This window comes from Niveispirillum sp. CC-CTL257, from assembly GCF_059489915.1.
The window spans coordinates 450,650-471,047 of sequence record NZ_JCAJXE010000001.1 but is presented as its reverse complement, the minus strand read 5'-3'; the positions used below and the strand labels follow the sequence as shown (position 1 = coordinate 471,047).

General features: G+C 64.0%; 21 protein-coding genes and 1 other RNA gene. 17 read left to right on the top strand and 5 right to left on the bottom strand.

Features of this window, described 5'->3' with window-relative positions; genetic code table 11:
- Positions 1 to 67 precede the first annotated feature (67 nt).
- From ABC729_RS02340 to ABC729_RS02315, 6 genes are all read left to right on the top strand, one after another.
- Positions 68 to 847 (top strand): hypothetical protein, encoded by a 780-nt coding sequence (locus ABC729_RS02340; RefSeq protein WP_495606054.1) that lies wholly within the window; start codon positions 68 to 70, stop codon positions 845 to 847.
- 82 nt (positions 848 to 929) lie between these two features.
- Positions 930 to 3,080 (top strand): T3SS effector HopA1 family protein, encoded by a 2,151-nt coding sequence (locus ABC729_RS02335; protein ID WP_495606053.1) that lies wholly within the window; start codon positions 930 to 932, stop codon positions 3,078 to 3,080.
- Positions 3,077 to 4,366: a lanthionine synthetase LanC family protein gene (locus ABC729_RS02330; protein WP_495606052.1), complete on the top strand. Its 1,290-nt coding sequence runs from the start codon at positions 3,077 to 3,079 to the stop codon at positions 4,364 to 4,366. Before ABC729_RS02335 ends, ABC729_RS02330 begins: the two co-directional genes overlap by 4 nt.
- Complete coding sequence (locus tag ABC729_RS02325) at positions 4,363 to 5,649, top strand: S8 family serine peptidase (protein WP_495606051.1); 1,287 nt, start codon at positions 4,363 to 4,365, stop codon at positions 5,647 to 5,649. Before ABC729_RS02330 ends, ABC729_RS02325 begins: the two co-directional genes overlap by 4 nt.
- Positions 5,650 to 5,768: 119 nt before the next feature.
- Positions 5,769 to 7,841, top strand: a complete 2,073-nt coding sequence (locus ABC729_RS02320; RefSeq protein ID WP_495606050.1) for a S9 family peptidase — start codon at positions 5,769 to 5,771, stop codon at positions 7,839 to 7,841.
- Between the two features lie 59 nt (positions 7,842 to 7,900).
- A complete protein-coding gene (locus tag ABC729_RS02315; RefSeq protein ID WP_495606049.1) occupies positions 7,901 to 8,356 on the top strand; it encodes an acyl-CoA thioesterase in 456 nt (151 codons plus the stop codon).
- A gap of 78 nt (positions 8,357 to 8,434) precedes the next feature.
- Here ABC729_RS02315 and ABC729_RS02310 read toward each other — a convergent pair whose 3' ends face one another.
- From ABC729_RS02310 to guaB, 5 genes are all read right to left on the bottom strand, one after another.
- Positions 8,435 to 8,641, bottom strand: coding sequence for a hypothetical protein (locus tag ABC729_RS02310; protein ID WP_495606048.1), 207 nt, complete (start codon positions 8,639 to 8,641; stop codon positions 8,435 to 8,437).
- Positions 8,642 to 8,833: 192 nt separating this feature from the next.
- Positions 8,834 to 9,046, bottom strand: coding sequence for a hypothetical protein (locus ABC729_RS02305; protein WP_495606047.1), 213 nt, complete (start codon positions 9,044 to 9,046; stop codon positions 8,834 to 8,836).
- A complete protein-coding gene (locus tag ABC729_RS02300) occupies positions 9,043 to 9,792 on the bottom strand; it encodes a TrmH family RNA methyltransferase (protein ID WP_495606046.1) in 750 nt (249 codons plus the stop codon). The genes ABC729_RS02305 and ABC729_RS02300 overlap by 4 nt, the downstream gene beginning before the upstream one ends.
- Before the next feature lie 9 nt (positions 9,793 to 9,801).
- Entirely contained in the window at positions 9,802 to 10,680 is an 879-nt protein-coding gene (locus tag ABC729_RS02295; RefSeq protein WP_495606045.1) for a DUF2971 domain-containing protein, read from the bottom strand.
- Between the two features lie 212 nt (positions 10,681 to 10,892).
- Positions 10,893 to 12,362, bottom strand: a complete 1,470-nt coding sequence (guaB, locus tag ABC729_RS02290) for an IMP dehydrogenase (protein ID WP_495606044.1) — start codon at positions 12,360 to 12,362, stop codon at positions 10,893 to 10,895.
- A gap of 249 nt (positions 12,363 to 12,611) precedes the next feature.
- Between guaB and ABC729_RS02285 the strand changes: the two genes are divergently transcribed.
- The 11 genes from ABC729_RS02285 to ABC729_RS02235 all read left to right on the top strand — a co-directional run bounded on the left by ABC729_RS02285 (position 12,612) and on the right by ABC729_RS02235 (position 20,386).
- Positions 12,612 to 13,487: a DMT family transporter gene (locus ABC729_RS02285; RefSeq protein ID WP_495606043.1), complete on the top strand. Its 876-nt coding sequence runs from the start codon at positions 12,612 to 12,614 to the stop codon at positions 13,485 to 13,487.
- Between the two features lie 43 nt (positions 13,488 to 13,530).
- The gene (locus tag ABC729_RS02280) at positions 13,531 to 13,782 is read left to right on the top strand and encodes an AbrB/MazE/SpoVT family DNA-binding domain-containing protein (protein ID WP_495606042.1); all 252 of its coding nucleotides are present in this window, start codon (positions 13,531 to 13,533) and stop codon (positions 13,780 to 13,782) included.
- A complete protein-coding gene (locus ABC729_RS02275; protein WP_495606041.1) occupies positions 13,779 to 14,183 on the top strand; it encodes a type II toxin-antitoxin system VapC family toxin in 405 nt (134 codons plus the stop codon). The genes ABC729_RS02280 and ABC729_RS02275 overlap by 4 nt, the downstream gene beginning before the upstream one ends.
- 82 nt (positions 14,184 to 14,265) lie before the next feature.
- Positions 14,266 to 14,559 carry a BrnT family toxin gene (locus ABC729_RS02270; RefSeq protein WP_495606040.1) on the top strand — a complete coding sequence of 98 codons (294 nt, stop codon included), beginning with the start codon at positions 14,266 to 14,268 and terminating at the stop codon, positions 14,557 to 14,559.
- On the top strand, positions 14,525 to 14,821 hold the full coding sequence (locus tag ABC729_RS02265) for a BrnA antitoxin family protein (protein ID WP_495606039.1): 297 nt from the start codon (positions 14,525 to 14,527) through the stop codon (positions 14,819 to 14,821). Before ABC729_RS02270 ends, ABC729_RS02265 begins: the two co-directional genes overlap by 35 nt.
- Complete coding sequence (locus ABC729_RS02260) at positions 14,818 to 15,567, top strand: N-acetylmuramoyl-L-alanine amidase (protein ID WP_495606038.1); 750 nt, start codon at positions 14,818 to 14,820, stop codon at positions 15,565 to 15,567. Before ABC729_RS02265 ends, ABC729_RS02260 begins: the two co-directional genes overlap by 4 nt.
- Positions 15,568 to 15,609: 42 nt before the next feature.
- Positions 15,610 to 16,037, top strand: an RNA gene (gene rnpB, locus ABC729_RS02255) — RNase P RNA component class A.
- A gap of 638 nt (positions 16,038 to 16,675) precedes the next feature.
- A complete protein-coding gene (locus ABC729_RS02250) occupies positions 16,676 to 17,167 on the top strand; it encodes a division/cell wall cluster transcriptional repressor MraZ (protein ID WP_495606037.1) in 492 nt (163 codons plus the stop codon).
- Positions 17,167 to 18,132: a 16S rRNA (cytosine(1402)-N(4))-methyltransferase RsmH gene (gene rsmH, locus ABC729_RS02245; protein WP_495608628.1), complete on the top strand. Its 966-nt coding sequence runs from the start codon at positions 17,167 to 17,169 to the stop codon at positions 18,130 to 18,132. Before ABC729_RS02250 ends, rsmH begins: the two co-directional genes overlap by 1 nt.
- A complete protein-coding gene (gene ftsL / locus ABC729_RS02240; protein WP_495606036.1) occupies positions 18,129 to 18,575 on the top strand; it encodes a cell division protein FtsL in 447 nt (148 codons plus the stop codon). The genes rsmH and ftsL overlap by 4 nt, the downstream gene beginning before the upstream one ends.
- Positions 18,572 to 20,386 carry a peptidoglycan D,D-transpeptidase FtsI family protein gene (locus ABC729_RS02235; protein ID WP_495606035.1) on the top strand — a complete coding sequence of 605 codons (1,815 nt, stop codon included), beginning with the start codon at positions 18,572 to 18,574 and terminating at the stop codon, positions 20,384 to 20,386. The genes ftsL and ABC729_RS02235 overlap by 4 nt, the downstream gene beginning before the upstream one ends.
- Positions 20,387 to 20,398: the final 12 nt, after the last annotated feature.

Below are 20,398 nucleotides of genomic sequence, written 5' to 3'. Positions count from 1 at the left end.
GCTGCACGTCATGCGGCCTTTTAACCCCACAAACACCCCTTTACGGGGCCATACGGAGAGGTGCTGCATGTACTTTAATGTCGGGTATCCCCAGACCATCAGCTTTGTTCAGCCGGCAACGATCAGCTTCGCCCCGCCGCAGATGATGCACTACGCGCAGCCCGCGACCATCAGCTTCGCTCCGCCGCAGATGAACCAGTTCGCCCAGCCTGCAACCATCAGCTTCGCCCAGCCGCAGACCATCAGCTTCGCTCAGCCGCAGACGATCAGCTTCGCCCAGCCGCAGACGATCAGCTTCGCGCAGCCGCAAACGATCAGCTTCGCCCAGCCGCAGACCATCAGCTTCGCTCAACCGCAAACGATCAGCTTCGCCCAGCCGCAGACCATCAGCTTCGCTCAACCGCAAACGATCAGCTTCGCCCAGCCGCAGACCATCAGCTTCGCTCAACCGCAAACGATCAGCTTCGCCCAGCCGCAGACCATCAGCTTCGCTCAGCCCCAGACGATCAGCTTCGCCCAGCCGCAGACGATCAGTTTCGCTCAGCCCCAGACCATCAGCTTCGCCCAGCCGCAGACGATCAGCTTCGCCCAGCCGCAGACGATAAGCTTCGCCCAGCCGCAGACGATCAGCTTCGCCCAGCCGCAGACCATCAGCTTCGCTCAGCCCCAGACGATCAGCTTCGCCCAGCCGCAGACCATCAGCTTCGCTCAGCCGCAGACGATCAGCTTCGCCCAGCCGGCAGCCGCCAATGGCGTGGAACAGGGGCCGGTGGCGCCGCCGCAGACGGGTGTCGCGGGTAATCCGTGGGTGACGCAGACCACCTACTGCCCGTCGGCAGCGGCCTGATCCCTCTTTCCTCGCGTGAAACGGACCGGCAGGGGTGATAGCCTGCCGGCCTTGCCGCCCCTTGTCCTTTCAAAGGCATTCCATGTTCCTGCTGGCCAGCGATGTCGCGCCCTTTCTGCTGTCACGCGATCTGCTGACGGCGGGGGACGTCGCGGGTGAGCGGTTGCGGGTGCGGGAGGTGCGGCGGCGTAATCGCAGCTTCCGCGTCTCCGGCATTGAGGGGCCGGGCCTGTTCATCAAGCAGATCGCCGCCTCTGCCCCCGATCTGGCCGGGTCCATCGGAAGGGAAGCAGCACTGCACAGATTGGCGGCGACCGTTCCGGCATTGTCGGCGCTGCGCGGCGCGACGGTGGCGCTGCGCCGGTTCGATGAACGCCGTCAGGCCCTGATCTTCGAACTGTTCGGGGAGGCAGAAACGCTGGACGCGCAATATCGGCGGACCAGGCGGGTGGAGCCGCATGTCCTGTCGCTGCTGGGTGCCTGTCTGGCCGGTATCCATGCGGAGGCGGAACCGCTGGCGACCATGGTCGCCGAAAAGATCGCCGCCCAGCGCCTGCCGCCCTGGATATTGACGGTCGGACGCCGCGATGTGCCGCTGTTCGGGGCCGGCGGCGCGCAGATCGTGGCCATGATCCGTGCCATGCCCGGCATGATGCAGGGGTTGGAGGAGGCGCTGGCCGGCTGGCAGCCCCGGACCCTGATCCAGGCCGACATGAAATGGGACAATATCCTGGTACGACCGGGTGCCGACGGTGCGCCCGACCTGCGCATCGTTGACTGGGAACTGGCCGATATCGGTGAACCGCTGTGGGATGTGGCGGGGGTCCTGTCGGGTTTTTACAGTTCATGGCTGGTGGAGGATGGCGGACTGCCCTGGATGGCCGATCCCGCAGCGCCGCCCCGGTCCGCCGAGCCGGCCCCGATGGTGCCCCTGGCCGCCATGGTCCCCGCCATGGCCGGGTTCTGGCAGGCCGCGACGGGCGGGCCATGGCGGGGCGACGATCCGGGGCTACGGCGCTGCGTTCCCTATCTGGGGGCGCGCCTTCTGCAAAGCGCCATGGAATCCACCTTCACATCGCCCACGATCCCACCGCTGGCAGCGGAGCTGATCAATCTGGCGGGGCTGGCCCTGACCGATGCCGACCGGTTCATGACGGAGTTCCTGGGGGTGGGCACGGCGACCGGTGGGGTGTCCCCTGCGGCACAGACCCGGCCCGTGGAAAGCCCACCCCGAGCCGCCACCGGCGATTGGGCCGATCCTGCCCTGGTCGCCATCGCCGAGGCTGTGCGTATCCTGCCGCCGCAATCGGTACAGCTGCCCGACCTGCCGCCCGTTCCGGTTTCCGCGCAGCCGGGGCAGGATGTGCGGGTGGACATGGTGGAGGCCATATGGCCCCTGCTCTACGAACAGGCCTATACGCGGCCCTGGACCGGCGTCGCGCGGGCGGCAAAAGCACACGATCTGACCCAGGATGCCGCCCTGATCGCCGCCCTGTCGGCGGCCAATGCCGGACAGCCGCGGCTGGATCGGGGCTGGCAGGTCTATCAGGCCACACCGGATGGACGGCTGCATGTGCAGAAGGGCGAGATGTACCGGGTGGTCACTGCCGCCCAAGCCGGCATGCCGCCCGGATACCAGCCCCAGCCCGGCCAGCCTGTCGATATCCCCATGCCGAACCAGTCGGTGACGGCGCAGGCGGGATATTTCCACGCCTTTGGCGAGACCCCCGCCAGTGCTGCGGATGAGGGGGATCTGGCCCGGCTCTATTTCAATGTCGCGCCGGAACAGGCCCCTGCCCTGCTGCATCTGCTTACCCTGGGGCTCAACCGCTATTTCATTCCATTCAGCCTGAAATGCCCCTGTGCGCCGGCGCTGTATGACCGGGTGGACACGCTGGTGCTGTACCCGCCGCGCCGGTATCTGCCGCTGGTCCTGGATGTGCTGGATGAAGCGGTTGAGGTGCTGGCCCCGCTGCTGCGGCCCGGAGAACCGCTGTTCACGCGCCGGCTGCTGCCGGGGCTGGGCGGGGCGGACGATCCGGGGACGGGCGAAAGCTTCGGGCAGTCGCGCTGCCGGCAGGTGGCGGCGGGGATCATCGATGCCTGGACGGGGGGCGGCGCGCTGATGGATTGTATCGCGAACCGCCTGACGGGGGTGGGGCTGCGCCTGGACGCGCTGCATTTGTCGCCAGGATTTGCCGACCATTACCGGCCGCTGCGGGTGGCGTCATGAACCCGATGCAGGCCAGCGCACCCCTGGTGGAAGGGCGCACGCATTTCCTGCACGCCGCCGACGAGATCGGCCGCCGCCTGTGCCGTGACGCGCTGCGCGGCGGTGACGGCAGCCTGAACTGGATGCGGACGGAGACGGAGCGGCGCGAGAACCTGACGCAGTTCCTGCTGCGGCCCGTGGGGGCGGACCTTTACCAGGGGGCAGCGGGCATCGCCCTGTTCCTGTGGCTGCTGCATCAGCGCACCGGCGACAAGATGCAGGCACGGGCCGCCGAACAGGCGCTGATCCTGGCGGAGAGAAATGCCGACGGGGCCGGTTTCTATACCGGGGCCGCCGGCACCGGCTGTGTGATGATCAGCATCGGTCTGGCGCAAGGGCGTGGTGACCGGGTCGAACGCGGGCTGGCGCTTGTGGCGCGCGGCGCGGCGGCCCCGGCGGGTCCCGACCTTCTGTGGGGGGCGGCGGGCATGGTGCCGGTGCTGCTGACCCTGGCACGGACCCAGGCGCGACCGGATTTCCTGGACAGGGCCATTCAGGCCGGCGAGGCGATCCTGGCCGCCGCGAAGCCGGGACCAGACGGGCTTTCCTGGCCCGGCCCAGCCGATGCCGGGATGCCGGGGCCGGTCGGGTTTGCCCATGGCGGCAGCGGCATGCTGCCGGCACTGGCCGGTCTGCATCTGGTCACGGGCGAGGCGCGATGGGCCGAGGCGCTGACGGCGGCGCTGCGCCATGAACGCGCCCGGTTCGATGTGGCACATGGCAACTGGCCCGATTTCCGCGACGCGCAGGGCAACCCGTCAAGCACCCCCGCCTTCGGCACCTCATGGTGCCATGGGGCGGCGGGGATCGGTCGGTCGCGCCTGTGGCTGCTGCTGGCGGGCGCACAGGACCCGCTGCTGGAACGGGAACTGGAGGCAGTGCTGGCCGTGCTGGCCGCCAGCCTTGCCCGACCGCCGGGACCGCAGGCGACGGACCACAGCTATTGCCACGGGCTGGCGGGCGGCGGCGATCTGCTGATCGATGCGGGGCTGTGGCGCAATCGCGCGGAATGGACGGCGCTGGCCGCCGGCATCGGCTATCGCGGCATCGAACGGCATGGGGGGCCGCGCATCCCATGGCCCTGCGGCGTGCGGGATGTGGGCGAGGTGCCGGGCCTGATGACGGGGCTGGCCGGGATCGGGCATTTCTATCTGCGTCTGCATGATCCCGTGACCACGGGCAGCCTGCTGCTGCCCGATCCGTTCCTGGGCACGCGCAATGTGCCGGCAGAAGGACGCCGCGCATGAACGCGGGGGGACAGGACCCGGCGCGGCGGGAATTCCATCGCCGTCTGGGCCTGAAGCCCGTGACGCTGGACGATGACGCCGCCCTGCCCGCCCTGCACATCACCGTACTGGCCGATGGCACGCCGGCGGAAGGGGCGCAGGTTGGCGTCTGGTTTGATACCGGTGGTGATGAGGGTGAGGTCAAGCTGGTGCGCGTGACCGCCGATGGCGAGGGGCGGGCAAGGCTGCCGTATGAGCCGGACTGGACCCCGTTGGAAGGGCTGGTCGTGCCGCATGGACGGGCCTGGAGCATGCGGGTCCCGCATCCGCGCGACGGGCTGAGCGTGCGGCTGCCGCCCCTGCCGAAGGGACCGATCGGATGGTGGCATGCCATGACGGGCCATCGCAGCTATGACCCGCACCGGGGAGCCGGCATCCGCATCGGTGTGGTGGATACCGGGGCCGGGCCGTCGCCGCACCTGTCGCATGTCACGGGGCTGGGCGCGTTTCTGGAAGGGGAATTCATTGCGGGCGAAGACGCCGCCCATGATGTGCACAGCCATGGCACCGCAATCGTCGGCCTGCTGGCCGCGCGGCCGCCCGTGGACAGCGACGATTTCTGCGGATTGGTGCCGGGTGCCGAGATCGGCGTGGTCCGGGTCAATCCCAAGAAGGGCAAGGCCCGTCAGGCCGATATCGCGACGGCCATCGACCTTCTGTCCGGGGAATTCCGGGCCGATCTGATCAATCTGAGCCTGGGGGGTGCGGCATCGGCGGTCGAGCATGAGGCCATCATCGCGGCGCGTCAGCGTGGCAGCCTGTGCGTGGCATCAGCCGGCAATGGCGAAGGCGGGGCCGTGACCTATCCCGCCGCCTATCCCGAATGCGTGGCGGTTTCGGCGCTGGGCCTGATGGGCACCATGCCGGCGGGCAGCCTGGCCGCCAGTTGGATCCCCGAGACGCCGGACCGGTTCACGCCCAGCGGCCTGTTCGTGCCCGATTTCATCAGCGAAGGCTGTCAGATCAATGTGGTGGCACCGGGTGCCGCCCTGATCTCCACCCTGCCCGCCCGTTTTGGCCAGACTGCCCCCTATGGCGATATGAGCGGCACCTCGCTGGCAGCCCCGCTGGTCACCGGGACGCTGGCATCAATCCTGTCGCGCGACCCATTCTATGCTGGACTGCCGCGCGGGGCGGCACGGGCGGATTATGCGCGCCAGGTACTGCACCGGCATCTGATCCATCTGGGCATGGCACCGTGGCATCAGGGGGCCGGGGCGGTGCAGGCGACCGGCGTCTGGTAGGGCGTTCGGCGTACAACCCGCGCGGCGGCTTGCCGTAAACTCCTTCTTCTGTTTGGATGTTGGCCGCCTTCACGGGGGGTGCCCGTGCCGGCAACCAATCAGAAGAAGGACGAGCACACGTGACCACACGGAAACTGCCCGCGCTGCTTGGCAGCAGCCTGATGGCCATCACCCTGGCCACCACCCTGTCCGCCTGCGGCAAGAAGGAAGAGGCCGCGACCGCGCCCGCCGCCACGCAGGCCCCGGCGGAACTGATCGCGCGCAAGGATATTTTCGGCAATCCCAGCCGCACCGGCGCCAGCATCAGCCCCGACGGGCAATCCATCGCCTTTCTGGCCCCGCGCGACGGGGTGATGAATATCTGGGTGGCCCCCATCGGCAATATCGAAGCGGCCAAGCCCCTGACCGCCGATACCGAACGCCCCATCCGCCGCTTCTTCTGGGCACCCGCCGGCGACCAGATCCTGTATTTGCAGGATAAGGGCGGGAATGAGGATTTCCTGCTCTATGGCGTGGACGTCGCCAGTGCCGAAACCAAGCTTCTGACCCCGTTTGAGAAGACGACGGTGCAGATCGTCGCCATCTCCACCCAGGTGCCGGACAGTATCCTGGTCGGCCTGAATAACCGCGATCCGAAGTGGCATGATGTCCATAAGCTGGACCTGAAGACCGGCAAGCTGGAGCTGGTTTTCAAGAATGATGGCTATGGCGGGTTCGATGCCGACCGCAGCCTGACCCTGCGTCTGGCTGCCAAGCCGCTGCCCGATGGCGGCATGCAGATCGAACCGTTCGGCAAGGATGGCAAGCCGGGCAAGCCCATCCTGACCATCGCCGCCGACGACGCCCTGACGAGTGGCATCGCCGGTATCCCGCTGGACGGCAATATCGCCTATCTGCAATCCACCGCCGGGCGCGACAAGGCCGCGATCTATGCCCTGGACCTGGGCAGCGGGCAGACGACGCTGTTGGCCGAAAGCGACAAGGCCGATATTGGCGGCATCCTGACCAACCCGGTCACGGGTGCCCTGGAAGCCTATAATGTTGATTATCTGAAGGATGAATGGCTGCCCGTCGGTGATGCGGTTGCCGCCGATATTGCCTATCTGAACCTGGAGGCCAAGGGTAGCTGGGGCATTACCAGCCGGTCCAAGGATGACAAGTTCTGGACCGTGGTCATCGACCGGGTGACGGAGCCGGCGGCCTTCTGGCTGTATGACCGCAAGGCCAAGACCCTGACCCGCCTGTTCACCGTGCGCCCCAACCTGGAGGGCAAGACACTGGCCCCCATGCAGGCGCTGGAAATCCCGTCGCGTGATGGCAAGGTGCTAGTGTCGTACCTGTCGCTGCCGCCCGGTGCCGATGCCAATGGCGACGGCAAGCCGGAAAAGCCGGTGCCGCTGGTGCTGAACGTCCATGGCGGACCCTGGGCCCGCGATGGCTTCGGGTATAATGGCGAGCATCAATGGCTGGCCAATCGCGGCTATGCGGTGCTGTCGGTGAATTTCCGGGGGTCGACCGGTTTCGGCAAGGGCTTCACCAATGCCGGCGACAAGCAATGGGGCCGGACCATGCATGACGACCTGATCGACGCCGTCGACTGGGCCGTCAAAAACGGCATCGCGCCCACGGACAAGGTCGCCATCTATGGCGGGTCCTATGGCGGCTATGCCACGCTGTGGGGCATGACCAACACGCCGGACCGGTTCGCCTGTGGCGTCGATATTGTCGGCCCGTCCAATCTGAACACGCTGCTGGCCAGCGTGCCGGAATATTGGGCGGCCTTCTTTGAACAGCTGGCCCGCCGCGTGGGCGACCCGCGCACCGAGGAGGGCAAGGCCCTGCTGACGGAACGCTCGCCCCTGACCCATGTCGACAAGATCGCCAAGCCGCTGCTGATCGCCCAGGGGGCCAATGACCCGCGCGTGAAGCAGGCCGAATCCGATCAGATCGTCGCGGCCATGAAGGCCAAGAACATTCCCGTCACCTATGTCCTGTACCCGGACGAAGGCCATGGCTTTGCCCGGCCCGCCAACCGCACCAGCTTCTATGCCGTGGCGGAAGGTTTCCTGTCGCACTGCCTGGGCGGGCGTCAGGAACCGGTGGGGGCGGACTTCAACGGCGCGTCGATCCAGGTGCCCGAGGGGGCGGATTATGTGCCGGGCCTGAAGGACGCGCTGGCGGCGAAACAGTAAATATGACGGTCCCTTCCCGGCCATTGCATCGGGAAGGGACCCTTTTCTCGGGATTGAGCATGACCACCCCAGTACCCTTCCGCTTCCGTCACCGCGTGCGCTATGGCGAATGCGATCCGCAGCAGGTGGTCTTCAATGCCCGCTATGGTGATTTCATCGATATCGGCATCACCGAATATCTGCGCCATATGGTGGGTGGCATCCAGGGGCTGAACGCGCTTGGCCTGGACATGATGGTGGTCAAGCAGACCAAGGAATGGAAAGGGCCGGCGCGGTTCGACGATGTGCTGGAACAATCCATCCGCACGGGCCGGGTGGGCACCACTTCCTTCACCATCCTGACGGATTTCAGCCTCTGGCCCGATGGTCGGCCCGTGATGGTGGCGGAAACCGTCTATGTGATGACAGCGTTCGGGGCGGCGGAAAAGCGCGCCATTCCCGGCGACCTATCTGCCAGGCTGCTGGCCGGCGTGCCGGGCCGGCTGGTCGATCATGCGGGAAGTGACGGGGCTTAGCGCATTTTCCTCAAACGCCGCATGGGCGGCGCGGCGGCGGTCGCCGCCGGACCTGTTTCCGGCCAACCGAAAACAGGTCTATCGACCAGAGGTCGGCGGCAGCCATTCGACGTTCGACACGTCCAGATAATCACGCATATAGACGGCCAGACGGTCGGCGATGCGACGCAGGTTAGCGGCCTCGTCGGGCCGCTCTTGCTCCAGACGCGCGGCCTCGGCCTGCATCTCGTCCGCCTTGATCAGGATGTCCTGGCGCAGGTCGTTCAGATCCTGGATCGTCATCATGATACCCATAATGAAGCCCGCCTTCTCATCCCCATGATGGCACAAAAGGCACCCGTTTGGCGTCTTAACTATGCAAGGTTGCCGTGAAATGATGAAGGTATGCTTAAGGCGTGGTTGATTTGGAAACAGAGCCACCCGGTAGAGCGCAGAGTACCTATGCGCGGCCAAGGGGTTAGCCCGAAAGGCCTAGGCTTAAGGGCGGAGATTGGGGCCGATTTCGTCCTGGATTTCGGCGCGTATCTTCGCCTCCAGCGTGTCGATGCGCGCCTTCAGCGCATCGATGCGGGACAGCAGGTCGGGCAGGCCCAGCGCGCTGGCCGTGGACAGGGCTGCGATACTGTCCGACAGGTCGGCGGCGATGGCAGCCAGATCGGGTTCGGGCGTATCGCCGGGGCCGGTCGTCATTGCCCGCCCGCGTAATAGGTGAAGAGCGCGATGGAGGCGGCGACGGTGGCGTTGAGGCTCTCGACATTGCCGGTATTGCCAATGGTCAGACGCTGCGCCGGCACCTGCGGCGGCACGCCCTGCCCTTCCTCACCCAGGATCAGGCGGGCATCTTCGGGCCAGGGGAAGGTGGCGAGATCATCACCGCCGGCATCCAGCGCCAGCAGCGGCCCCGCCGCCTGATCCAGCGCCGCCCAGCGCCCACCGCGCACAATGTCCAGCGTGAAGACGGCGTTGCTGGCCGCGCGCAGGCATTTCGGGTGGAAGGGATGGGCCGCTTCTTCCAGCAGGATGACCTTGGACGCGCCAAAGGCCGCCGCACTGCGCAGCAGGGCACCCAGATTGGCGGGGTCGCCCAGGGCGCAGACCAGTTCCAGGCCCTTTGGCGGGGCGGACAGGTCGGCCTGCCCGATGGTGGGCAGAGTGCCCACCAGGATCGGGTAATCCGTGCCCGACACATCCAGTTCCCGGAACAGGGGACCGGCCAGCACCACAGGCTGAATATGATCGGGCAGCGGCCAGTCCGCGATCCATTCGGGATGGCGGATCAGGATGCGCGTGAAATGCTGTGGCCAGCGGGTCAGCGCCTCTGGCACGGTCTTCAATCCCGCCAGCAGGAACTGCCCCTGCTTACGGATGCCACGGCTTTCCAGCAGCCCGGACCAGGACTTGAATTGCGGGTTCTGGGGGCTGTCGATGTGGTGCATGCGAACTCATCATTTCCTAAGAGCAACAGTAGAAGTCTTCACTTCGACGTCAATGCCATTTACATCAAAAAATACCTTAACACTTCTTTGTACAAGGTCATAATTCGCACCAGGGCCAATCGTAATTTTGTTAAATATATCGACATCTTTTAACTCCAGTGGCAGTTCATAGTAAGGAACAAGAACACCACCTTTTTCACGAAACTTTACTCCATCTTCATGCCAATGTCGGTATCTCTTGAGAAAAGCTCTCACCTCACCTTCCTCTGAGAATCCTGGATCTTTAAATATCGCAATAGCACTCTCGAAATTGTTAGAGCAGTCTAATGCAAAATCCATTATATCCATACTTACACTGGGATCGCTCACATTCTTCCCATCAAATCTCTCAAAAACCTCATCAATATAGGCAGAAATCATAAAATCTAATATTTCTTCTTGTTCATTTTTATTGTAAATTACCCTTAGGAGTCTATAGTCGGCAAGACTGGCAATATAATTAGTAGACACTCCAATAGAGACACCTTGATCGCCACCATAACCGCGCCATTGACTCAACAAATCATCTCTATAACAGAAGCTAACCGCACACACGCCAAATCTGTCAGAAACACATGCTCGAAGCCGCTCAAGGGCCATTTTATACAAATTATTGCGCGATCTATCTTGTGTAAATTTCTCAATTTTATTTCTAAAAATCTCAGCACCATAAGCAATTTCACGAGAATCATTAAGGTACATTACATCACTAGCCCAAAATGACTTACTTTCAATGATTGCTTTCAATGCAGATACTGATGTGTAGTGATAAACATAAGGCGCAGAATCGCGATCAACCTTTGCGATAGAGTTTAGCGTATTCGTGATCCGAGATTTTTCGATAGTCACGTGCCCCCCACCGAATCGGCTGATTCACAGAAATTTCTCAAACAACCTTTTCCATCTAACCTTGCCTAAATTCCAGAATCAAAATGCACCGAGCCTCAAATAAGGGCCATACATAACAGAGACGTTCATGATCATCGTCTGAAACTTAAGGAAAAACCACAGAGCGCGGCACACAGCCTCTCCTCCTTTAGGAGGAGAGGCTGTGTCATACCTCACCCCTGGCGATAATTCGGGGCTTCGTTGGTGATGGTGATGTCGTGGACGTGGCTTTCGCGCAGGCCCGCGTTGGTGATCCGCACGAATTGCGGCTTGGTGCGCATCTCATCGATGGTGGCGCAGCCGGTATAGCCCATGGAGGCGCGCAGGCCGCCGATCAGCTGATGCACCACGGCACCGATAGGGCCCTTGTACGGCACGCGGCCTTCCACGCCTTCGGGCACCAGCTTCAGCGTGTTGGAGACTTCGGCCTGGAAATAGCGGTCGGCGGAGCCACGGGCCATGGCACCGACGGAGCCCATGCCGCGATAGGCCTTGTAGGAGCGGCCCTGGAACAGGATGACCTCACCCGGGCTTTCATCAGTACCGGCGAACAGGCCGCCCATCATGGCGCAGGAGGCACCGGCGGCGATGGCCTTGGCGAGATCGCCCGAGTACTTGATACCGCCATCGGCGATGACGGGGATGCCATGCTTCTGACAGGCCTCCACCACATCCAGGATGGCCGTCAGCTGCGGCACGCCCACGCCCGCGACGATGCGGGTGGTGCAGATGGAGCCGGGGCCGATACCGACCTTGATGGCGTCCGCACCGGCATCGATCAGGGCGAGCGCCGCGTCGGCGGTGGCGACGTTGCCGGCGATGATCTGGGTATAGTTCGGCAGGTTGCGGGCGGCGCGCACCTGATCGGCCACCTTCTTGGAATGGCCGTGGGCCGTGTCGATGACCAGCACGTCCACACCGGCATCGAACAAGGCGGCGGCGCGTTCCAGACCATCGGGACCGGTACCGGTGGCGGCAGCGGCGCGCAGGCGACCGGCGGCATCCTTGGCGGCATGCGGATGGTTCTGCGCCTTTTCGATATCCTTCACCGTGATCATGCCGATGCAGCGATAGGCATCGTCCACGACCAGCAGCTTTTCGATACGGTTCTGGTGCAGCAGGCGCTTGGCCTCTTCCTTGGACACGCCCGGCTTCACCGTGACCAGACCTTCCTTGGTCATCAGTTCGCTGACCGGCTGGTTCGGGTTGCTGGCGAAGCGCACGTCGCGGTGGGTCAGGATGCCGACCAGCTTGCCCGCCTCATCCACCACGGGGAAGCCGGAGAAACGGTAGCGGCGCTGAAGCTCCTGCGCGTCGGCCAGGGTATTGTCGGGGCGCAGGGTATAGGGATTGACCACCATGCCCGATTCGAAGCGCTTGACGGCGCGAACCTCGTCCGCCTGACGGCTGATATCCATGTTGCGATGGATGACGCCGATGCCGCCCGACTGCGCCATGGCAATCGCCAGGGCCGATTCCGTGACCGTATCCATGGCGGCCGACAGCAGCGGAATGCCCAGCTGGATCGACTTGGTCAGCCAGGTCTTGGTATCGACCTCTGCCGGCATGACCTCTGATGCCGCCGGGACCAGCAGCACGTCGTCAAAGGTCAGGGCTTCGCGGAAACGATCAGAGCTGGACATGAACCTGTTCTCCCAATCGGCACCGGGCGGGGCGCCGTCGCCTGGAAATGGTTGAGGGGCGGCCATCCCGTCCCGCCATCGGGTACGGGGTGTTGCCACCCGGATCAAAAGGTTCGACGCACTATACACAGCCACGTAGGCAAGGGAAGATACCAGGGATGGCGGGCCTGGGTTGCCTTTTTGGGCAGTCAGCGTGCGCGCCGATGCCGCTACGGTACTCTGCTTGTGCGGTGCGGGAAGGATGAAACCATGCGGCCGATCCACATGCTGGGCGCGCTGTTCGTGATGGCGCTGTGGGGCACCAATTTCGCCGTGTCGCGGTACACGCTGCGCGAATTCTCCCCCATGATCATGATGGCCCTGCGCTTTGCCGCCGTCGCGCTTATCCTTCTGCCCTTTGTGAAGTTCCCGCGCGGACAGTTGCGGCAGATCCTGGCCTATTCCTTTGTCCTGGGCGGTGTGCATTTCCCGCTGATGCTGCACGGCATGGTGGGGGCGGAGGCATCGACGGCCAGCATCGTGATCCAGTTGCAGGTGCCGTTCGCCAGCCTGCTGGCCGCGTATTTCTTCAAGGACAGGCTGGGCTGGCGGCGGGGCATCGGCATGGGCATCGCCTTTATCGGGGTGGCCGTCATCGCACTGCGCGGCGGCGGCGGTGAGAGCGATCCGTTCCATCTGGCCCTGATCGTGCTGGCCGCGTTCGCGTTCAGTTTTTCCAACATTCAGGTGAAATGGATGGGGACGGTCGATCCCTATCAGTTGAACGCCTATATGGCGCTGTTCGCGGTGCCGCAGCTGCTGCTCTATTCCCTGTTCCTGGAAACGGGGCAATGGCAGCAGGTGGTGGATGCCAGCTGGGGGGCATGGGGCGGCCTTGCCTATATGGTCATCGCGTCCACCATCATCGCCTATGCCATCTGGCAGCCCATGGTGCGCAAGTATGATGTGAACCAGACGGTGCCGTTCCTGATGCTGGTGCCGGTGTTCGGCGTGGCGTCGGGCGTGCTGTGGCTGGGTGAGGCGATGAGCGTGGCCCTGATCCTGGGCGGGGCGCTGGTGATCACCGGCGTGGGCATCATCCTGATCCGCCGGCCGAAGATCGTGGTGGCGCGCAATACGGTGTGAGGCTTACACTGCAAGGCAAATTTGCCTTACACCGGGGTTGACCATGGGCATCATCCTGACTGTCACCGCCAAGGGGCAGGTCACGTTGCGCAAGGAGGTGCTGGAACATCTGGGTATCAGCCCTGGTGACCAGTTGGAGATTGACCTGCTGCCCGCCGGTCGGGTGCAGGCCACCGCCCGTCAGCGCAAACCCGTCGGGGCCCTTTTCGGCAGGTTGCATCGGCCCGGCGAGCAGGCGCTGACTATTGAAGAATTGAAGGAGGAAGCTGCAGCCGGATGGGCGGGTGAGCGGTGAGGCTGGTCGCGGATACGAACATCCTGCTGCGCCTTGTCCTGAATGACGATCCGGTTCAGGCAGACGCCGCGCGGAGCCTGATGGAGGCGGCAGAATTGGTCTGCGTTCCGGTAGCGGCTCTTTGCGAGTTCGTCTGGACACTCCGCCGTGGGTACAAACGGCCCGTCATGGATATCGTTGACCTGATCGCGGATATTCTGGACACGGACAAGTTTGTTACTGACCGACCGGCGGTGGAGGCAGGGCTTGCCCTTATGCGTGCCGGTGGCGATTTCGGTGATGGCGTCATCGCTTATCAGGGGTTCGCGTTGGGCGGCACGTCGCTGGCCAGTTTTGACAAGGAAGCCGTTGATCTGGTGTCCAAACTTATCGGCCCTGCCTTTGTTCCGGGACGCCCGTAATCATGGCGGCACGTCATACGGTGTGATTTTCCGCCGCCCCAATAAATCCATGGACGCGTCAGGCGCAGGGAATTAGGATCAGATGCGGCGGATCACGTTCCACATTGCCAAGAACCTGATCAATATCGCCAAGCATGACATGCCCCTGACAGTCGCCATGGGCATGGACTGGTCGTCGGCCTGGGTGCGGGAAGACACGCGCTTCGACTATGGCGAGGCGCGGTTTGCGGCACTGGGGTTTGTGGGCCGGCGGCTGCATGCCATTGTCTTTACCATCCGCGATGGGGAGTTGCGGGTGATCAATATGCGGAAGGTCAATGCCCGCGAAAGGAAGGCCTATCATGACCGGACGCCCCCCGCCGCCGGAGCATTTTGACCCCAACCCCGAATGGGCGGATGCCGATTGGGCAAGCGCCCGACCGGCACGGGACGTTCTACCCGAACTGCTGGGTGACAGCGCGTCCTCCTTGCTGGTGCGCCGTCCACGTGGTCGCCCACGGTCGGACAGCGCCAAGACCAAGGTGAACATCCGCCTTTCGCCCGACGTCCTGGCCCATTGGCGGGCCACGGGACCGGGCTGGCAAAGCCGGATTGACGATCTGCTTCGTGCCGCCATGAACCAGAAGGACCGGCGTTGACCGCCCCCCCCATCATCCCCCATCCCAGCCCCAACCATGGCCCGCGCCGGATCGACGGGCCGCCGGATATGCTGGTTATCCATTACACGGGCATGCAGGACGGGCCGGCAGCCCTGGCGCGCATGTGCGATCCGGCGGCGCAGGTCAGTGCGCATTACATGATTGAGGAGGATGGCCGCATCTTCCAGCTGGTGCCCGATGACCGCCGCGCCTGGCATGCGGGCGCCTCCCGCTGGGCCGGTCAGGACGACATCAACAGCCGGTCCATCGGGATTGAGCTGGTCAATCCCGGCCATGAATGGGGATACCGGCCGTTTCCCGAGGCGCAGATGCGGGCCCTGGCCGATCTTTCCACGCATCTTCTGTCGCTTTATCCCATCCCGGCCCATCGCGTGCTGGGCCATTCCGATATCGCGCCCTTGCGTAAGCAGGATCCGGGCGAGCTGTTCGACTGGCTGGGGCTGGCCATGGCGGGGGTAGGATTGTGGCCCGACCCGCGCCCCGCCGATGGGATGGCATGGGAAAAGGACGAGATCGCCCGGTTGCTGGAGCGGTTCGGCTATTCCGTGGCACCGGATGGGATTTCATGGGACGAACACATCGCCCATGGGAAAACATGGGACGACAGCGCCGAAGCGGCCCTGTCGGCGTTTCAGCGCCACTGGATGCCGGCCAGCATGGGTAAAAGCATTGATCGCGAGACGGTCGCGGCCCTGCGCGCCCTGGTCAGAGACTCGGGCATCTGATCGCGGTTGCTTTCCCGCGCTCGAGCGCCTACAACCCGCCGGCCAGACGGTCGGATGGTCGCTCTCATGCAATGGGGAAACCCGCATGAGGGAGGAAAGTCCGGGCTCCACGGAAGTACGGTGCCGGGTAACGCCCGGCGGGGGCGACCCCAGGGAAAGTGCCACAGAGAGCAGACCGCCGACGCCAGTAAACCCTTGGGATTACTGGATTTCGGTAAGGGTGAAAGGGTGCGGTAAGAGCGCACCGCGACCCTGGCGACAGGGTTGGCATGGTAAACCCCACCGGGAGCAAAACCGAATAGGGACGGCATGGGCGGCAACGCCCAGGCGCACTTCCGCGCTGTCGTCCGGGTGGGTTGCGCGAGGTGTCCAGCAATGGGCATCCCAGAGGAATGACCATCCCCCGGATACCATCCACCAGTGGGATATGGTCCGGCGGACAGAACCCGGCTTACAGACCGTCTGGCCCTTTACCTTGCATCGCGGCATGATTTATTTACGAATGGTTTACAGGTGTGAGCCGCGTCACAGCAGCAACCCGTTTCACGCCCCCGACAGGTAAGCGACACGTGTCCAGATTTAGGGCTTAAAACCGCCCCAATCCCACAATATCTAGGCGTCGGAACGGGTCGCAAAGCGGGTTTGAAATTTTAATATCACGGATTTCGAGATATCGCCCAGATTCCCGAGATATTTCGAATTTCTAATTAATAGAAAAACACCCTGTCCTTTTGGGCTAAATTAAAGAAAAACCAGGCATAGATCGCCTATGCCTTTCAGTCCGATCCCCCCAGAGAATCAATTCGAAACAAGAAAAACCAAGCATATCTTGGTGGGTGGACTTGTTATTCATCTTGAGTCGCGACTTATCCACAGTTCGAGTCGCATGTGGCGGAAAAACGCCGAATCAGGGCGGGACATTACTATCCCCCCTTTTCTCCCATAAATTCCCATGCTATCCCATAATCACCCAATGACAGGGACCATCAGCCCATTCATGCCCAGATGATGCAGCCTGCGAGGCCGTATCGGAAGGGGTGAATAACAGGGCGTTGGAGGGGTCGGCGGGAAATCCGGTGCCGGGGTGGCACCTACAAGGTGGGGCGTGATGGGCTTGTTCCTGTCCACATACGTCAACAAGGTTGACAAGAAGGGTCGGGTATCCATCCCCGCTCCCTTCCGCTCGACCTTGGCGGCGGGGCTGGTGGCAGGCACGCCCACGGAAATGGTGATCTTCCCCTCGCTGAAGGCCCAGGCCCTGGATGCGGCCCCGCTCTCCTATCTGGAGAAGCTGTCCGACGCGCTGGACAATCCCAACATGCCGGATGATGAGCGGGAATTGATCGAAACCACCGTGTTCGGTCAGTCGGCGCAGCTGACGCTGGACCCCGAAGGCCGCGTGGTCCTGCCCGACCATCTGATGGGCTTTGCCGGCATCACCGAGAATGTGACCTTCATCGGTCGCCGCAATACCTTCCAGCTGTGGGACCCGGTGGCATTCGCGGCGCATGAGGCCATGGTCCGCGAGCAGGCCCGCAGCAACAACATCTCCCTCTCCACCGTGCTGGCCAAGGCCAAGGGCCTGGCGAAGGGGGAATGATGACTGCACAGCCCGTCCATATCCCCGTCCTGCTGGCCGAAGTGCTGCACGACATGGCCGTCGCCGATGGGCAGACCGTGGTTGACGGCACCTTTGGCGCCGGCGGTTACAGCCGCGCCCTGCTGGACAGTGCGGCCATCCGCCTGTTCGCCATCGACCGCGACCCGGCAGCCCATGAGCGCGCCCGGCCCATCATCGAAGCCTATGCCCCGCGCCTGTCGCTGCTGAATGGCTGCTTCGGGGATATGGAGGCGCTGCTGGCCGCCGCCGGCGTGACCAAGGTCGATGCCATCGTCCTGGATATCGGCGTGTCGTCGCCGCAGATCGATACGCCGGAACGCGGGTTCAGCTTCCGTTTCGACGGGCCGCTGGACATGCGCATGGGCGATACCGGCCCCACCGCCGCCGATGTGGTGAACACGGCAGAGGAAGAAGATCTGGCGAATATCTTCTATCGCTATGGCGAGGAACGGCTGTCGCGGCGCGTGGCGCGCGCCATCGTCCTGCGCCGGGCGGAGAAGAAGTTCGAGCGCACCGGCGATCTGGCCGATGTCATCCGGTCCTGCGTGCCGAAATCCAAGGATGGGATCGACCCCGCCACCCGCAGCTTCCAGGGCCTGCGCATTCATGTGAATGACGAGCTGGGTGAGTTGGAGCGCGCACTGACCGCCGCCGAGCGGCTGCTGTCGCCCGGCGGGCGGCTGTGCGTCGTCACCTTCCATTCGCTGGAAGACCGGCTGGTCAAGGAATTCATGCGTGAACGGTCGGGCAATGTGCCGGGTCCGTCGCGCCACATGCCGGGCCCGGCAGCCTCCGGCCCTGCCCCCACTTTCCGCCTGCTTTCCAAATCCGGCACCGGTCCGGGTGCCGAGGAACAGGCCCGCAATCCACGCGCCCGGTCCGCCCGGCTGCGTACCGCCATCCGTACCGAGGCCCCGGCCTGGGCACAGGGAGAAGCCGCATGATCGGGAAGTCCGCCATCGTCTGGATCGCCGTTTCCTGTGCCGCCAGCGGCATCCTGTACCAGACCAGCTATAAGGCGCAGGAGCAGGAGCGCGAGTTGAACCGCCTGAACCGCGCGATCCGGGCGGAGCAGGAGGCGATCCAGGTCCTGAAGGCCGAGTGGGCCTATCTGAACGATCCGACCCGGCTGGAGAAGCTGTCGGCGGAACATCTGCTGTTGCAGCCGACCAGTGCGGCGCAGATCGCCCGCCTGTCCGATCTGCCGGAGAAGGACCCGAACCAGCCGGCCCCCTATACCCCCATTCCCGGCCGCAAGCCGGGCAGCCGCGCGCCGGATGCGATCGAACGTGCGCCGATGCCCAAGCCCGCCCCCGTCCCTCCCGCCCCGTCACGACGCCAGCCTGAAGGCCCGGTGATCCTGGCGAAGTATGGAGCCACGCGATGACCGACATCAATTACAGCCTGACGGGTTTCGATCTGGCCGGTGGTGACCGGTATGGCCAGGGCGGACGGGCAGAGCCGCGCATCCGCGTCAATGGCCGCGCCGCCGGTGCGCTGTCCATGGGCAAGTCGCGCCTTGTCGTGCTGATGGCGGCCTTCACGGTCGGTTTCGGCGCGGTCGGTGCCAAGCTGGTGGACGCCACCGTCAGCTTCGGCGGCCCCAAGGAGCCGTCGGTGGCCCGTGCCGCCACACGCACCATGACCAACAGCCGCGCCGACATTGTGGACCGCAATGGCGTGCTGCTGGCAACCTCGCTGCACACCGCGTCGCTGTTCGCCGATCCCAAGCTGATCCTGGACGCCAATGAGGCCGTGCAGCAGCTGATCAGTGTTCTGCCGGACCTGGACCCGGTGGCGCTGATGGCCGATCTGAAGTCGGACAAGCGCTTCATCTGGATCAAGCGCAACCTCAGCCCCCGCCAGCAGCAGGAAGTGTTCCGCCTGGGCATCCCCGGCCTGAATTTCCAGCGCGAGGAGCGCCGCGTCTATCCGCAAGGGCCGCTGGCCGCCCATGTCGTGGGTTTCAGCGGCGTGGACAATAACGGCCTGATGGGCATCGAGCAGGCCTTCGATACCCGCCTGAAGGAAAGCGACGAGCCGCTGCGCCTGTCCGTCGATGTCCGCTTGCAGCATGTGCTGCGCAAAGAGCTGGTCAACGCGGTGGAGGAGTTCAACGCCATCGGTGCCGCCGGCATGGTGATGGATGTCCATACCGGCGAAATTCTGGGCATGGTCTCCGTTCCCGATTTCGACCCGCATGCCCCGCCGCCGCCGACCCCGGAGCAGGACACCGACCCGCGCTTCAACCGCAACACGCTGGGCGTGTACGAGATGGGCTCCACCTTCAAGATCTTCAACACCGCCATGGCGTTGGAGTCCGGGAAGGTGAACATGAGCGACATGTTCGACACGACCCGCCCCATCAAGATCGGCCGCTTCCTGATCAAGGATTACCACCCCGTCAATCACTGGATGGATGTGGCCGACATCTTCAAGGAAAGCTCCAACATCGGTTCCATCAAAATGGCCGAGGAAGTGGGGCCGAGCGCGCAGAAGGATTTCATGGGCCGCCTGGGCCTGCTGCGTCAGGCCAGCCTGGAGATCCCGGAGCGCGGCTGGCCCATCGTGCCGAACCCGTGGCGCGAAGTGAACATGATGACCATTTCCTTTGGTCACGGCATGTCGGTCAGCCCGGTGCATCTGGTGCAGGCGGTCAGCGGCGTGGTGAATGGCGGTGTCATGCACCCGGCCACCCTGCTTCGCCGTGATAACCCCAACGAAGTGCCGGGTACGCGCATCGTCAGCGAGCAGACCTCCATCACCATGCGCAAGCTGATGCGGCTGGTGGTGACGGAAGGGACGGCCAGCAAGGCCGATGTTCCGGGCTATCTGGTCGGCGGCAAGACGGGCACGTCGGACAAGGTGAAGGGCCGTGGCTATGCCACCAACGCCCGCATCTCCAGCTTTGCCGGCGTGTTCCCCGCCAATGACCCGCGCTATGTCGTCTATGTGCTGGTCGATGAACCCAAGGGCAACAAGAAGACCTTCGGTTTTGCCACCGGCGGCTGGGTCGGCGCGCCCACGGCCGGTTCGATCATCGCCCAGATCGGGCCGCTGCTGGGTGTGAAGCCGCAGGACCAGAATTCGCCCGAGATCATCCAGGCGATGGCCGTGCATCCGGCCCCGCATGGGACGCCGGGCGCGCAGGTGGCGGCAGTACCGGCATCGTTGCAGGCCGGGGGTGAAGAGGATTGATGAAAAGGCTGT